This window comes from Virgibacillus alimentarius (assembly GCF_017874635.1).
Lineage (GTDB): Bacteria > Bacillota > Bacilli > Bacillales > Amphibacillaceae > Virgibacillus_B > Virgibacillus_B alimentarius.
Map to the genome: position 1 here is coordinate 206,163 of NZ_JAGIKX010000001.1, position 12,868 is coordinate 219,030.

The 12,868-nt window shown below is 35.2% G+C and carries 14 protein-coding genes; 11 read left to right on the forward strand and 3 right to left on the reverse strand.

Annotated features, from left to right (window positions below; all coding sequences use genetic code 11):
• Positions 1-116 precede the first annotated feature (116 nt).
• From J2Z81_RS01055 to J2Z81_RS01065, 3 genes are all read left to right on the forward strand, one after another.
• The gene (locus J2Z81_RS01055) at positions 117-959 is read left to right on the forward strand and encodes an MIP/aquaporin family protein (protein WP_029270392.1); all 843 of its coding nucleotides are present in this window, start codon (positions 117-119) and stop codon (positions 957-959) included.
• Between the two features lie 13 nt (positions 960-972).
• On the forward strand, positions 973-2,466 hold the full coding sequence (glpK, locus tag J2Z81_RS01060) for a glycerol kinase GlpK (protein ID WP_029270390.1): 1,494 nt from the start codon (positions 973-975) through the stop codon (positions 2,464-2,466).
• A gap of 112 nt (positions 2,467-2,578) precedes the next feature.
• A complete protein-coding gene (locus J2Z81_RS01065) occupies positions 2,579-3,124 on the forward strand; it encodes a glycerol-3-phosphate responsive antiterminator (RefSeq protein ID WP_226370535.1) in 546 nt (181 codons plus the stop codon).
• A gap of 148 nt (positions 3,125-3,272) precedes the next feature.
• Here the strand turns inward: J2Z81_RS01065 and J2Z81_RS01070 are convergent, their stop codons facing one another.
• Together J2Z81_RS01070 and lexA are read right to left on the reverse strand one after the other, a co-directional pair.
• Positions 3,273-4,937: a glycerol-3-phosphate dehydrogenase/oxidase gene (locus tag J2Z81_RS01070; protein WP_029270388.1), complete on the reverse strand. Its 1,665-nt coding sequence runs from the start codon at positions 4,935-4,937 to the stop codon at positions 3,273-3,275.
• A gap of 264 nt (positions 4,938-5,201) precedes the next feature.
• Entirely contained in the window at positions 5,202-5,825 is a 624-nt protein-coding gene (lexA, locus tag J2Z81_RS01075) for a transcriptional repressor LexA (RefSeq protein ID WP_029270387.1), read from the reverse strand.
• A 279-nt stretch (positions 5,826-6,104) separates the two neighbouring features.
• On the opposite strand from lexA, the gene J2Z81_RS01080 reads away from it, so the two are divergent.
• From J2Z81_RS01080 to J2Z81_RS01115, 8 genes are all read left to right on the forward strand, one after another.
• On the forward strand, positions 6,105-6,743 hold the full coding sequence (locus J2Z81_RS01080; RefSeq protein WP_226370537.1) for a YneB family resolvase-like protein: 639 nt from the start codon (positions 6,105-6,107) through the stop codon (positions 6,741-6,743).
• A 119-nt stretch (positions 6,744-6,862) separates the two neighbouring features.
• Positions 6,863-7,087 carry a DUF896 domain-containing protein gene (locus J2Z81_RS01085; RefSeq protein WP_029270385.1) on the forward strand — a complete coding sequence of 75 codons (225 nt, stop codon included), beginning with the start codon at positions 6,863-6,865 and terminating at the stop codon, positions 7,085-7,087.
• A 112-nt stretch (positions 7,088-7,199) separates the two neighbouring features.
• Positions 7,200-9,203 carry a transketolase gene (gene tkt / locus J2Z81_RS01090; RefSeq protein ID WP_029270383.1) on the forward strand — a complete coding sequence of 668 codons (2,004 nt, stop codon included), beginning with the start codon at positions 7,200-7,202 and terminating at the stop codon, positions 9,201-9,203.
• 229 nt (positions 9,204-9,432) lie between these two features.
• Positions 9,433-9,882: a sporulation inhibitor of replication protein SirA gene (sirA, locus tag J2Z81_RS16140; protein ID WP_226370538.1), complete on the forward strand. Its 450-nt coding sequence runs from the start codon at positions 9,433-9,435 to the stop codon at positions 9,880-9,882.
• A 45-nt stretch (positions 9,883-9,927) separates the two neighbouring features.
• Positions 9,928-10,149 (forward strand): YneF family protein, encoded by a 222-nt coding sequence (locus tag J2Z81_RS01100; RefSeq protein WP_029270380.1) that lies wholly within the window; start codon positions 9,928-9,930, stop codon positions 10,147-10,149.
• A gap of 256 nt (positions 10,150-10,405) precedes the next feature.
• Positions 10,406-11,107: a cytochrome c biogenesis CcdA family protein gene (locus tag J2Z81_RS01105; protein ID WP_029270379.1), complete on the forward strand. Its 702-nt coding sequence runs from the start codon at positions 10,406-10,408 to the stop codon at positions 11,105-11,107.
• A gap of 62 nt (positions 11,108-11,169) precedes the next feature.
• On the forward strand, positions 11,170-11,595 hold the full coding sequence (locus J2Z81_RS01110) for a Na(+)/H(+) antiporter subunit B (RefSeq protein ID WP_226370539.1): 426 nt from the start codon (positions 11,170-11,172) through the stop codon (positions 11,593-11,595).
• Between the two features lie 43 nt (positions 11,596-11,638).
• Positions 11,639-12,130 carry a CcdC family protein gene (locus J2Z81_RS01115; RefSeq protein WP_226370540.1) on the forward strand — a complete coding sequence of 164 codons (492 nt, stop codon included), beginning with the start codon at positions 11,639-11,641 and terminating at the stop codon, positions 12,128-12,130.
• Positions 12,131-12,164: 34 nt separating this feature from the next.
• Here the strand turns inward: J2Z81_RS01115 and J2Z81_RS01120 are convergent, their stop codons facing one another.
• Positions 12,165-12,644, reverse strand: a complete 480-nt coding sequence (locus tag J2Z81_RS01120; RefSeq protein WP_226370541.1) for a DUF2621 family protein — start codon at positions 12,642-12,644, stop codon at positions 12,165-12,167.
• Positions 12,645-12,868: the final 224 nt, after the last annotated feature.

The window sequence follows — 12,868 nt, forward strand, 5'->3', positions numbered from 1 at the left end:
TGTATATATTAGTAATTTACACATCGCCAAGCCAATGTGGGTCTTTTGTATTTTGTAAAATACGGAATATTAACTTTTTTATATACAATTTCTTAAAAAGATAGGAGTGGTTGAACTTGACTGAGTTTATGGCTGAACTTTTAGGCACAATGGTCTTGATTATCTGTGGAGTTGGCGTCGTTGGCGGAGTTTTGTTAAAGTGGTCTAAAGCAGAAGGGGCAGGTTGGATTGTCATTACCATTGGATGGGGTCTCGGAGTGGTAATGGGAGTTTATGTATCCGGAACAGCATCGGAGGCACATATTAATCCTGCTGTTACACTTGGATTTGCTGTTATTGGAGAATTCCCTTGGAGCAAGGTGCCAACATACATTACTGCACAAATGATTGGCGCTATGATTGGTGCTGCGATTGTCTTTTTAAATTATTTACCTCACTGGAATGAAACAAAAGATAAAGGAGCTAAACTTGCTATTTTTTCAACTGCACCAGGTGAGTCAGTTAAGGTAAGAAGTTACGTTTCTAATTTGCTAAGTGAAATAATTGGTACATTTGTTCTCTTGCTTGGGTTATTGTTTATTGGTGCAAATACGTTTTCTGAAGGTTTAAATCCGTTAGTAGTAGGATTGCTTATTGTTGTGATAGGTATGTCTCTTGGAGGAGCAACCGGTTACGCTATTAATCCTGCACGTGATCTGGGGCCAAGAATCACACATGCATTGTTGCCGATTCCGGGGAAAGGAGGCTCAGATTGGAGCTATAGTTGGATCCCTGTTATAGGTCCAATTATTGGAGGAACATATGGAGCGGTATTTTATCAAGCAGCCTTTCAACAAGAAATTTCAGGTCTTTTTTGGGTATTAAGTATATTTCTTGGTTTATTAATCATTGTTGCAACAGTGAAAGAGTTAAAAAATGCTAAAATGGTAGAGGGAAGAACGAGTCAAAAGATTTCATAAGGAGGACATGAAAATGGATGAGAAGTATATTTTATCGATAGATCAAGGGACAACAAGTTCAAGAGCAATTCTTTTTAATCACAAAGGGCAAATTGTAGCTACCGGGCAACGGGAATTTGAACAATTTTTTCCAAAACCAGGTTGGGTGGAACATGATGCAAATGAAATATGGACATCTGTCCTAGCATGTATATCGGAAGTATTAAGAATTGCTGATATAAGTCCTATCCAGATAGAAGGTATTGGAATAAGTAATCAGCGTGAAACTGCTGTCGTATGGGATAAAAATACTGGAAAGCCAATTTACAAGGCGATTGTCTGGCAATCACGTCAAACGGAAGAGATTTGTAAGCAATTGCGTGGAGAAGGATATAATGACATATTCAGGAAAAAGACGGGGCTTCTTCTTGATCCGTATTTTTCAGGTACAAAAGTGAAATGGATTTTGGATAATGTGGAGGGTGCAAGAGCAAAGGCCGAAAATAATGAACTTTTATTTGGAACCATTGATACATGGCTTGTTTATAAGTTATCTGGAGGCAAAGCCCACGTTACGGACTATTCCAACGCTTCAAGAACACTGATGTTTAATATTTACGATTTAGAATGGGATGATGCGCTGCTTGATATTTTAAATGTACCTAAAACGATGCTGCCAGAAGTAAGACAATCTTCAGAAGTGTATGCAACAACCGTTGACTATCACTTTTTTGGCTATGAAATTCCGATTGCAGGAATTGCTGGAGATCAACAAGCCGCTTTATTTGGTCAGGCTTGTTTTGAAGAAGGAATGGCTAAAAACACATATGGTACCGGATGCTTTATGTTAATGAATACTGGAGAAAAGGGTGTATCATCTGATAATGGTTTACTTACGACCTTAGCATGGGGTTTAAATGGTAAAGTAGAATATGCGTTAGAAGGGAGTATTTTTGTAGCAGGATCGGCAGTACAATGGCTGAGGGACGGACTAAAAATTATTAATACTGCTCCAGAGAGTGAGAAATATGCAACAACCGTTGATTCGACAGAAGGGGTCTATGTTGTGCCAGCATTTGTTGGTTTAGGTACTCCTTATTGGGATAGTGATGCACGTGGGTCTATACTTGGATTAACACGAGGAACGAAAAAAGAGCATTTAATACGTGCAACACTTGAATCACTTGCTTATCAAACAAAGGATGTCCTAAACGCAATGATTACTGATTCAAAGATTGATTTAAAGACATTGCGGGTAGACGGTGGTGCAGTTAGAAATGATTTTTTAATGCAATTTCAAAGTGACATGCTTAATGTTCCAGTGGAACGCCCTGTGGTACAAGAAACAACAGCATTAGGAGCGGCTTATTTAGCTGGTTTGGCTGTTGGATATTGGAAAGATCAAGATGAAATAGCTGAGCAATGGAATATTGAGCAAACATTTACAAGCGAATGTCCAACCGAAAAACGCAGTAAATTATATGATGGTTGGAAAAAAGCTGTAGAAGCTACAAGAGTATTTAAATAATGTTATATTATAAAAAGAGATGAGACTTACTTTTTTAGTAATATCGTCTCTTTTTACTTAATAGAAGCATTATTGAATTGAAGTTATTTCAAGATGAAGGAGCTGGATTGGGATGGAGATACCTACTGGAATAATACCGGCAATTCGAAGGATGAAACACTTTGAAAAAGGATTGGAGACGAAATCTGATTGGATCATCATTTTAGATACTCGACTTTCACAACTTCGTCACTTAGTAAAATATTGTAAACAAGCGAATAAAAAGATATTAATTCATTTTGATTTGATAAAAGGATTAAAGTCAGATGAGTATGGTTTGGAATTTTTAATTCATGAGATTAAGCCGGATGGTATTTTATCGACAAGAGGAAATATTATTGAACTATCTAAAAAAAATAAATTACTAGCAATTCAACGAATATTTTTATTAGATAGCTTAGCATTGGAACAAAATTTGAAACAAATAAAAAGAGTTCAGCCTGATTTTATAGAAGTTATGCCAGGATTAATGACTGATGTGCTTAAACAAATTCAGGTTAAAACAGATATACCAATTATTGTAGGTGGATTAGTGACAACCAAAAAAGAGGTTGAACTAGCTTTAGATGCTGGGGCAGTTGGAGTTTCTACCTCCCATGTTGATTTATGGCAAATTTAAATAGAAAGAAAACAGCCATTTCTATATATAGAGGGGCTGTTTTTACTTGATGTATAAGCCTTTATGGGCATGATTCTTCATTAGGAATGCGAGTGAATGATCTTATAAAGAATCATGCCCAAGTTTCTTTATAAAGGCATCCGATCTATTATTTTTCTAATATAGTAGCCTCATCTATCGCCTTTTGTAATTCTTTCGTATAATTGACTTCTTGAGCTTTAGACCAATGTAACGATTTGCTCATATAGTTAATTACAGCTTTTTGGTGTTGGTTTACCCAATCAATATCAAAAAATAATGCACCTGTACGGCGGATGAAAAAATCAATTGGCTTATAGACAAGTTCGTACTCCATGCTATAAATAAGTTTGGTTAAAACAAACGGATCCAAGTGCTCTTTTGTTGCTTTTTCTTTGTTTGCTTGGTAAATTTTAAAGATTGTATCAATGTTTGATCCGTATACTGCGATCAGGTTATTAAGTGTATCTTCAGGTATATCAAGTGCTAATCCTTCTTCTGTTTTTTGTTGCTTGAATCGCTCAAATCCTGTTGAACCGCCAACTTCTCCACCGGAAATCGGTAAATTTCTGGTTTCTGATTTTGAATAAAGAATATTTTCTTCTTCTTTCAATTGTTTTACTACTTCATCGACAGCTTCTTCAGCCATTTTCCGATAACCGGTCAATTTTCCGCCTGCCATTGAGATCAATCCGGATTCAGAAATGAAAATTTCATCTTTACGTGAAATTTCTCCGGGCTTTTTGCTGTCGCTATCAGCGATGAGCGGTCTTAGTCCTGCCCAACTTGATTCAACATCACTAGCAGTTATATTCATGGACGGAAACATATAATGAATTGCATTCAAGATATAATCACGATCTTCTTCTGTTGTAACAGGGTGTGCTATATCACCATTATAGTCTGTATCGGTAGTACCAACATAGGTTTTATTACCACGTGGTATAGCAAAAATCATCCGGCCATCTGGTGAATCAAAGTAAACGGCTTGTTGTAGTGGAAATACATTTTTAGAAAATACGAGGTGAATACCTTTTGTCAAATGTAAAGACTTTCCTTGTTTGGAACCATCGATTTCTCGTAATTCGTCAACCCAAGGACCGCTGGCGCTAATGATCTTTTTGGCAAAAATATCATGTGTTTCTCCGCTAATTTCATCTTTGACCTTTGCACCACAAACTTTTCTGGATGAATCATAAAGAAAATCTATCACTTTTGAATAATTTATAGCATGGACGCCTCTTTCCACTGCTTTTTTCATTACTTCAATCGTTAATCGGGCATCGTCTGTTTTATATTCTACATAATATCCCGCCCCTTTTAAATTTTCTTTTTTAATAAGTGGCTCTTTTTGTAAGGCTTCTTTAGGATTTAACATTTTACGTCGTTCTTCTTTTTTTACGTTTGCAAGGAAATCATATACACGTAATCCAATGTTTGCGGTAAATGGACCTAGAGTACTTCCTTTATGAAATGGAAGCATCATCCATTCAGGTGTAGTCACATGGGGGCCGTTTTCATAAACAATTGCTCGTTCTTTTCCCACTTCTGCGACCAGTTTGATTTCAAACTGTTCCAAATATCGTAGTCCACCATGTACTAATTTTGTTGATCGACTGGAAGTACCGGCTGCAAAATCTTGCATTTCTACTACTGCTGTTTCTAATCCACGTGTTGTGGCATCCAAGGCAATTCCAGCTCCTGTGATTCCTCCGCCAATAACGAGAACATCCAGTTTTTTTTGCTGCATTTTTTTAAATATGTCATTGCGATGATGACTTGAAAAGGTCGACATCATTCATCTCTCCAATCTTTTATCTGCCTATTGCATGATCTATCCCTGTTTATAATGTGTTATGCATCTTCCACTGAAATTTGACATTTAAAAAAACCACAAAACATACTTGTGTCCTTTTGACGCAAGTGTTTGTGGTTTCTCCATCTCTCTGTCCAAAATATTAACTTATCTATAATATAGCATACCTAGTTATTCTAGGCAAGAGATAAGAACTTTAGAAGTTTATTTTCTAAATAGAAATACGAGCTTTTTTCCTCTGATTTAGTAAATGTTTCTGTACAATCCCACTACTTTGCCTAAAATCGTTACATCCTGATAGATTAATGGTTCCATCGTAGCATTTTCAGGCTGCAAGCGAATATGGTCTTTTTCCTTGAAAAATCTTTTTACAGTAGCTTCATCCTCCTCCGTCATTGCTACTACAATTTCACCATTATGTGCTGTGTTTTGCTGCTTGATAATTACCATATCTCCATCTAAAATTCCTGCTTCAATCATACTTTCCCCTTCAATGACAAGTACAAATAAATTATCGTCCGGTCCGGCACTTGAGTTCGGTAGTGGAATAAATTCTTCAATATTTTCAACCGCAGTTATTGGAAGACCAGCTGTTACTTTTCCTATGACTGGAGCATAACGTGCAGCCTCTCTTGGGATATCACTATCAGCTGATTTTTCTAAAATTTCGATTGCTCTTGGTTTGGTTGGATCTCTTCTGATATAGCCCTTTTTTTCGATACGTGCTAAATGGCCATGAACAGTAGAACTGGATGCAAGCCCCACGGCTTCTGCTATTTCACGGACTGATGGCGGATAACCCTTTTTATTTACTTCATCCTTAATAAAATCGAAGATCATTTGTTGCCTTTTAGAAAGTTTTGTCATCTAGTAGACACCTCTTGCATAGGATTTATTAATTATAGTTTATCATCTCAGATAACAATTAGCAAACATTCGTTCGAAAAACCATTGACAAGATCAAGTGTTCGTAGTAAGCTAAAAATAGAACAAAGGTTCTTGGTGAAAGGGCTGGTGTTAAAATGTTTGAAAAAATTACAAAAACAGATATATTTTATTTAGTTGCATTTGGATTTATGTTAGTATTTTTATACTTTTCCATGATAAATGCATAATCTGTCCGTTTAAATTAGGGAGTTTTTCATTTTGAGAGCTATCATATATTGTAGGGTTAGTACGGATAAAAAATCTCAGGAAACTTCACTGGAGAGGCAGAAACAAGAACTTATGAAGCTTGCTGAGAGACATGGGTTTATTATTGTTGATTGTATTGAAGAACAAGAAAGCGGATATGAAATAAATCGAGATGGTATTTTTCAAATGCTTGATTATTTTTCAACGAAGCAAGCTGATTGTCTATTAATACAGGATGAAACTAGATTGGGACGAGGAAATACTAAAATTGCTTTATTTCGTCAGTTGCAGAAATTAAATGTGTCTATCTATACTATCATCCATGATGGGCAATTGGAGTTATCGGAATCTGACTCAATGGTGTTGGACATTGTTAGCATTGTGGAGGAATACCAACGCAAGATTCACAATGCAAAAATCAAAAGAGGGATGAAAAAAGCAATAAATGAAGGATATAATCCTAGTAAAAATTTTAAAAATCGTAACCATGCACCAGGTAGGGAGAGAGTATCATTTCCAATAGAGGAAGTGATACGATTACGGCAAAAAAAATTAACTTTTGAAGAAATTACCACTATCTTAAATGGATTGGGTTATTCCGTGTCAAAGGCAACGGTACATAGACGATATAAAGAATATCAAAAGGCTTGAAAACAGTGTATAATAAGGGTAACATAAACAGACAAGAACTTAGGTTGTTCTTGTCTGTTTTTGATAAAAACTTATAATCCTTTTAGATAAATAGAGAATTTTTAGATTGGAGTTTTAGTATGATTACAAAGGAGAAATTAGCACGTATTAATCAATTGGCTAAAAAGGCAAAAGAATCAGAATTGACCAACAAGGAAAAAAAAGAACAGAAACAACTAAGACAAGAGTATTTACAAAATGTACGCAAATCCTTTAAGAATCAGTTTAAAACAATGACGGTATTAGATCCTAAAGGGAACGATGTTACACCGAAAAAAGTGAAAAAGATGCAAAAACGAAAATAAAAAATCAATCGTATTGTTCACCTATCGGACATCGTGATTTTACTTGTTACAAGTGATGTTTCAATATAGAATAACATAAGAGTAAACGTTCAATAATCGGAAGGGGAATACTATGACAAAAAATATTGAAAACTTATCAATTAATACAGTTCGAACATTAGCTATTGATGCAATTGAAAATGCTAATTCAGGTCATCCAGGACTTCCTATGGGTGCTGCTCCAATGGCGTACACGTTATGGACAGATTTTATGAACCATAACCCTAAAAATTCAAAATGGTTCAATCGAGATCGCTTTGTGCTTTCAGCTGGACATGGTTCGATGCTCTTATATGCTTTACTTCACTTATCTGGATACGATGTTCGTTTGGATGATATAAAAGCATTTCGTCAGTGGAATTCAAGAACACCCGGTCATCCTGAAGTACATTATACAGACGGTGTTGAAGCAACAACTGGTCCGTTAGGGCAAGGGATTGCAATGTCTGTCGGAATGGCAATGGCTGAAGCTCATCTTGCAGCTAAATTTAATAAAGACGATTTTTCCATTGTTGATCACTATACGTATGCACTTGTTAGTGATGGCGACTTAATGGAGGGAATTTCTCATGAAGCTGCATCTCTTGCCGGTCATTTGGGATTAGGTAAACTGATCGCACTATATGATTCGAATGATATATCTTTAGATGGGGATTTAAATCGTTCATTCTCAGATAACACCGAAGAACGTTTTAAAGCCTATGGCTGGCAAGTACTTCGTGTAGAAGATGGTAATGATGTAAATGAATTAAGAAATGCAATAAAAGAGGCGAAGGCAAATATAGATCAACCAACTCTTATAGAAGTTAAAACTGTTATCGGTTATGGTTCTCCAAATAAATCAGCTAAAGCAGATTCTCACGGGGCGCCACTCGGCGTGGATGAAGTCAAATTAACAAAGGAATTTTATAATTGGACACATGAAGATTTTCACATTCCGGAAGAAGTATATGCTGATTTCAAGGAAAAAATCGCAGATCAAGGAGAGGAGGCAGAGTCGAAATGGAATCAATTACTTGCTCAATACAAAGAAAAGTACCCTAAGATTGCAAGTGAATTTGAACGTGCAATGAATGGTGAATTACCAGTAAATTGGGATAAAGATTTACCAGGATATGAGGCTGGCAAAGACAAACTTGCAACTAGAGCCTCTTCAGGTGAAGTTCTTAATGCAATTGCTAAAGCTGTACCTAACTTTTTCGGTGGCAGTGCCGATTTAGCAGGCTCTAACAAAACAACAATTAAAAACGAAGAAGACTTTAGCCGCAAAAATTATGCGGGAAGAAATGTTTGGTTTGGTGTGAGAGAACACGCAATGGGTGCTGCTTTAAATGGAATGGCCTTACACGGTGGCTTAAAAGTTTATGCGGGTACATTCTTTGTGTTTAGCGATTACTTACGTCCGGCAATCCGACTATCATCGATTATGCATACGCCAGTTACCTATGTATTTACACATGATTCCATTGCTGTGGGTGAAGATGGACCAACACATGAACCAGTTGAACATTTGGCTTCATTGCGTGCAATGCCTGGTTTGTCTCTTATTCGCCCGGCAGACGGCAATGAAACGCAAGCAGCATGGCGTTTGGCTTTAGAATCAAAAGATCAGCCGACAGCACTTGTTCTAACAAGACAAGGTCTCCCTACTTTGGAAGGAACGAAAGAATTGGCCTATGAAGGTGTGAAAAAAGGTGGTTATGTTATCAGTAAAGGGGATAAGGAAACACCAGATGCACTCTTATTAGCTACCGGTTCGGAGGTACAATTAGCTGTTGCATCCCAGAAAGCCTTGAAAGAAAAAGGAATTGACGTGAATGTGGTGAGTATTCCTTCATGGGATCGTTTTAACGCTCAAGACGATTCATACAAAGATCAGGTTATACCACGCAACGTAAAAAAACGTGTGGCTATTGAAATGGCTTCTTCATTCGGTTGGGAACGATATGTTGGAGATAGCGGTAAAGTACTTGGTATCGATAAGTTTGGTGCGTCTGCCAAAGGTGAAAAAGTAATTGAAGAATATGGATTCACAGTAGAAAATGTTGTAAAACATGTAGAATCATTAGTAAAATAATCATATGGAAAGACGGCTCTATCATGGAGTCGTCTTTTTTTACATTTTATTCGTAGATGTGATAACGGTTCGACAAAACTAGTGTGAAAAACTACCGCAATCTGACATTCTTTTAAAGAGAATTGCGTATAATAAGTAGTAGATATACGTTTAATAGATTCTATAGGGAAAATAGATCTCTTGTGTTTTATTCTTGGCTATTTTTAGTGATAGTAGAGGAGGGGTTTTGTTGAATACGTATACTGGGTTTTGGATAAAAAAGCCGGTTGCTTATCATTATTTTCATAAAAGTGAGATTTTATATCGGTTTATAAAGAACTATCAACAAAATAAATCGAGGAAAGATTTAATCATGCAATATCACTATATTACAAAAAAGTTCTCAAAATCTACTTTGACTTCTCACTTAAAAGATCAAAATCTAAAGATAAATACCAGTGGGAATCAACTTGACATTCTTAATAACAATTATTCTTTAAGTCTACAGATACACGAGAAACAATTAGACTTTTGTTGTGAAACATTACATGATGCGGAAAAATTTCTATTCCCGGCCTTGCGATCATTCCACCCTTTCATTTTTATTATCGACACTAATATGGATAACTTCGGATGGATCTCCCCCATTACAATGAATAGGGAACACAAAAAAGAACAGGTATTGTATTCTTTTCTTTGATTTACTATACTGTATGAGAGACAACACGAAGGGGGAAAGCTTGAAATGAGCACGATTTGGGTCGTATTAATTGCTATTGTGGCATTAATTGCTGGCGTTGCTCTTGGATTTTTCATCGCTAGAAAATATATGATGAACTATCTTAAGAAAAATCCACCAATTAATGAGCAAATGTTACGTACTTTAATGATGCAAATGGGCCAAAAGCCATCACAAAAGAAAATCAATCAAATGATGCGTGCAATGAATAATCAGCAGAGTAAATAAAAATGTGATTATTAACATAAAGTGTTTTTCCGTCAGAAGGCTTTACTGATAGGGACTTGAATGTAAAATCATGTGAACATTGCACTACACCCCTTACGAATTATGATATATTCAGTAAGGGGTATTTCTTTAGAACCATATACATACCATCGATAATTTCTTTTAGCATGTTTCAGTTAATTGTCATATTTATTATCCCTATTATATCATTTTTCTGCTAAAATAGATAAAAATCATTTTAAATAGGAGGGGTATTGTGTCTGAGATCAATATATTTATTGCTTTTGGCGCAGGATTTTTATCATTTATATCTCCTTGTGTCTTACCACTTTTTCCGGCCTTTTTGTCTTATATCACCGGAATGAGTGTAAGTGAAATCAAAGATAATAAACAGTTTAACAGTAAAAGTGTTATACATACAATCTTGTTCTTACTCGGTTTTTCCAGTGTGTTTATTATGATTGGATTTTCCACCTCCTTTGTCGCAGAATTTCTTACAACTTATAAAGATTTAATTAGGCAAATAGGTGCAATTGTTATCGTATTCTTTGGGCTGGTTATTGTTGGTATACTAAATTTTCAGTTTTTAATGCAAGATAAGAAAATCACTTTTAAAAACCGTCCTACAGGATTTATAGGATCATTTCTTATTGGTATGGCTTTTTCTTTGGGCTGGACACCATGTACAGGCCCGATACTTATGGTTGTATTTTCATTAGCCGCTACCAATCCTGAAATAGGTATGGTGATGATGATTAGTTATATATTAGGTTTCTCTGTACCATTTTTAGTGTTATCATTCTTTATAGGTAAACTAGATTGGATTAAACGCCACAGTCAAAAGCTTGTGAAAATTGGCGGTTACATTATGATATTTATGGGAATTGCTTTGTTTTTTGACTGGATGACGAAATTAACATCATTTTTAGCAGGTTGGTTTGGATTCTCTGGCTTTTGATGGATTTTCTTCAAATTTTATATTATTATATTATTTACAATCGTATGAAGGGATATTTATAAATGTACAAACCAAATAATCTTGTCTTACGTACAACTACATCTTTGATTGCTTTTATTCTATTAGGGTTCGCTGTTTATTTATTGTTGGCCGGACACAACTTACCAGGTGGTGGGTTTGTTGGTGGCTTAATGACTTCAGCAGCGGTTATACTTATGTATATGTCATACGGAATAGAAACAGTAGAAAAAGTACTTCCGATTAATTTTCGTACGTTAATTCCTATTGGATTACTTATTGCTGTATTAACAGGGGTAGGTTCCTTTTTATTTGACGCACCTTTTTTAACTCAAACATTTGGTCATTTTAATTTCCCTATTTTTGGAGATATCGAGCTAGCGACAGCAATGCTTTTTGACATCGGTGTCTATTTAACAGTTTTAGGTGTAACAATTACAATTATTATGACAATTGCTACTGATCGATAATCAGGAGGCTTCCCTTTATGGATCATGAGAAAGAGTGATTAACATGTTTTGGTTAGTAACTAGTACTGTGGTGGCAGCCTTTATGGCAACAACAATGATCTTTGTTCGTTTAAAAGCCGCACAAAAGCCAGCTTCTGTAAAAAAAATTATTTTGCCACCTTTATTTATGAGTACTGGTGCACTAATGTTTCTATTTCCTGAATTTCAGGTAAAATGGACACAGGTCCTTGAGGCGGTAAGTGTTGGAATGATATTTTCAATATTACTCATCAAAACTTCAAGATTTGAGATACGAAAACAGGAAATCTATTTAATACCATCAAAGGCATTCGCATTTATCTTGTTTGGTCTTTTGCTTGTCCGTGTTATCATCAAATTGATCATTGGAGGATCTTTCTCATTGGGAGAAACAAGTGGCATGTTTTTTCTGCTCGCATTTGGGATGATTATTACTTGGCGATTTGCTATGTTATATAAATATAAAAAACTGGAAAAAGAATTAAAGGAATTAAATTATTCGTATACGAATAATTAAAAATACACCTTTCCGTACAGGATAAGGTGTATTTTTATTCATTCATTTTATGCCTTGCCCTCCAATTCTTTGAATAGTCGTCTTGCGACTGATGGAAAAATTGTTCATAAGGTGTGATATCAATGTTTTTTTGATGTAATTTTTTTCTTAAAAATTTATGATCTCTTTTGGGTGTTGCAATGATATAACCTTCAATAAGAACATCTCTTGTTATTTTGTCTTTTTTCTTTTCTAATGCTATTTCACCTATTTTGCTCGCTATTTTGTGCTTAGCTACATCCCTAAATAGCTCAGGAACTGGAGATACAAGCTCTTCTAACAGCATTTTTTCATTTTCATTCCACATATGTTGTGTTTTATCCATATAATATCTTTCCCAATCCATAATTGACTTTCCATCTTGTTTAGGCAATTGTTTTAGGAATTTACGGAACATAAAAAACCCACCAATTGCCATTAAACCTATTAATAAAAACCCCCATAATATAATTAAGTAATCAACAATAACCGACATAGCCTCACCTATTTCTAATATAATAAAATAAAGGAAAATGGTAAATGTTGTAATCCTGTTACCATAATGGATTTATTTTTAATGTTTTTTATAGTACCATTATTAGTGAAATGTTTTCTAAATAAAGAAACTATTGTACATTAATGTAATTTTATTTTATAAATCAATTATAATAGCATAACATTATGTATACAAGTAGCATATTCTAATGAATTGTGTCATAT

Bases quoted from the DNA above. Each gene is read 5' to 3' on its own strand.
- glpK (WP_029270390.1), top strand. From the start codon at position 973: ATGGATGAGAAGTATATTTTATCGATAGATCAAGGGACAACAAGTTCA.
- J2Z81_RS01065 (WP_226370535.1), top strand. From the start codon at position 2,579: ATGGAGATACCTACTGGAATAATACCGGCAATTCGAAGGATGAAACAC.
- J2Z81_RS01070 (WP_029270388.1), bottom strand. From the start codon at position 4,937: ATGTCGACCTTTTCAAGTCATCATCGCAATGACATATTTAAAAAAATG.
- lexA (WP_029270387.1), bottom strand. From the start codon at position 5,825: ATGACAAAACTTTCTAAAAGGCAACAAATGATCTTCGATTTTATTAAG.
- J2Z81_RS01085 (WP_029270385.1), top strand. From the start codon at position 6,863: ATGATTACAAAGGAGAAATTAGCACGTATTAATCAATTGGCTAAAAAG.
- tkt (WP_029270383.1), top strand. From the start codon at position 7,200: ATGACAAAAAATATTGAAAACTTATCAATTAATACAGTTCGAACATTA.
- J2Z81_RS01100 (WP_029270380.1), top strand. From the start codon at position 9,928: ATGAGCACGATTTGGGTCGTATTAATTGCTATTGTGGCATTAATTGCT.
- J2Z81_RS01110 (WP_226370539.1), top strand. From the start codon at position 11,170: ATGTACAAACCAAATAATCTTGTCTTACGTACAACTACATCTTTGATT.
- J2Z81_RS01115 (WP_226370540.1), top strand. From the start codon at position 11,639: ATGTTTTGGTTAGTAACTAGTACTGTGGTGGCAGCCTTTATGGCAACA.
- J2Z81_RS01120 (WP_226370541.1), bottom strand. From the start codon at position 12,644: ATGTCGGTTATTGTTGATTACTTAATTATATTATGGGGGTTTTTATTA.